The 1,683-nt window shown below is 51.9% G+C and carries 2 protein-coding genes and 1 tRNA gene; all 3 read left to right on the top strand.

Features of this window, described 5'->3' with window-relative positions; translation table 11 throughout:
• Positions 1-124 precede the first annotated feature (124 nt).
• Positions 125-219, top strand: a tRNA-Thr gene (locus tag VGS11_00055).
• Between the two features lie 179 nt (positions 220-398).
• Positions 399-1,118 carry a hypothetical protein gene (locus VGS11_00050; protein HEV2118492.1) on the top strand — a complete coding sequence of 240 codons (720 nt, stop codon included), beginning with the start codon at positions 399-401 and terminating at the stop codon, positions 1,116-1,118.
• A 79-nt stretch (positions 1,119-1,197) separates the two neighbouring features.
• On the top strand, positions 1,198-1,683 hold a 486-nt coding region (locus VGS11_00045), incomplete at its 3' end, for a hypothetical protein (protein ID HEV2118491.1).

The raw sequence follows: 1,683 nt of genomic DNA, 5'->3' as shown, positions 1-1,683 counted from the left end.
CTCAGTCCCACGCCGTTGACCATGCTGGGCGACCCCCGCGCAATCTCACGCCCCCTGAAACAATTCTAAAACCCTTTCCGAGAGAGCAAGGATTTAACGGCCAGCCGGCTCGGGTCGAGACCGGGCCGGCGTAGCTCAGCCTGGTAGAGCGTTCGCCTCGTAAGCGAAAGGCCGAGGGATCGATACTTGCCTTCGCAGGCGAGAAGCCCTCCGCCGGCTCTTTTCTCCTAGGACTTCATTGGAACTTATATGCGATGGGCGGTTAGAAGCACATGCACCACCAAACGCTTAGCTGGGCTCGGTTAACTCGACAAAAAAGAGACTCTAGGTTGAGTGAGTTGGGGATATGCGCTGAGGTCCTCGAAAAAATTAGGTCGTTACCTCCTCGCTCTAGAATATTGCAAGCCGCGAGAGTCGCGCAGACAGTTGATGAGGAGCCTAATTCTGACTTAATAGAATATGTTGCCGGATACGCCCCTAGGAGTGCGGTATACCATTACTTCCGAAACATGGCAGAATTGCTCAACTTTGTCGGGGTCCCCCCATCACCTAGGCCGCTGTCAAAGATTCTTCTACAACCACCATGCTTCGACCTGGCTTCCGTGGTTACGCCAACCGCAGAGAAGTCTTTAGTTCACATGGAGGACGCCAAGAATGAGAAACGTTTCCGGGTTTGGCAGAAAGTCAATGGCGGTATGAGGTCCACGGTGCTGAACCGCCGACTACACAGAATTACTTTCCTGAGCGGCATATTGCTTTACGCGGGAGAGGGAACTAAATCCCTCGCGACGAGCAGAGTAGAGCTTGCCAACTCAAACCCAGGCATTCTACGTCTCCACATCAAATTCATGAAAGCCATAGGAATTCCAGCCACGAAACTCAGGGCGCGGGTTCAGCTTCACAGGCTCGAAGAGGAAAGGGAGGCTGAAGAGCTTTGGTCGAGAGAATTGGGATTGAACTCTACACAATTCGTGAAACCGTTACTAAAGGCCCCGAGTGAATTTGCAGGCAGACGAACTTTTACCTTGCAGCTCAATTATTCCAACACCATGCTTCTCGTCCTTCTTCGCCATTGGACGAGCAATCTTGAGGATCTAGTCGAAAAGATAAGCAAGTAGAACCGCTTCACCTGCGTCCCCCGAAATCGAATCTCGGAAACCTTTAACGAATCAATTGTTCGCTGAGCTAGAACCTGATTTGTCGGAAGGAGTCATTGTCCCTCGCGTGCCTGTCGCGGCTATCCTCGGGGTAGTGCTAGCTCTGCTTGGAACCCTTGCCTACTCCTACGAGTTGTTGACGTTAAGGATTCCTCCGCGCGGAGTAGTGTCAGACTTGCCAGCTGTGGCTGGCGTATACTTCGTTCTTGTTCTAGCATGCATCGGACTAGTGATTTACGACGTCTGGCGCACCTTCAGACTAAAGATTGCTGCCGAGATGAGCAAGGGCGTAGTGCCGCTCTCACCAGCCTGGATGATTCCATATGTCCTCTCAGAGAAGAAGTATCGGAGATACTTCGTCCTGTCATCGATAGTGTACGGAATATTCTATGCGGTGATCACAAGCATGATCGTCTACCAGCCTGCGGTCGACTTTGTTCAGGCATATGGAGTTGATTTCCCGTCAATAGTAGTGGCTCCTGTCTTCAACGCACCACCTTTCAGCCCCGTCGTCACTGTCTATCTG

The sequence above is a fragment of the Candidatus Bathyarchaeia archaeon genome, from assembly GCA_035935655.1.
Taxonomy (GTDB): Archaea; Thermoproteota; Bathyarchaeia; order 40CM-2-53-6; family 40CM-2-53-6; genus 40CM-2-53-6.
This window is presented reverse-complemented; position numbering and strand designations above follow the sequence as displayed.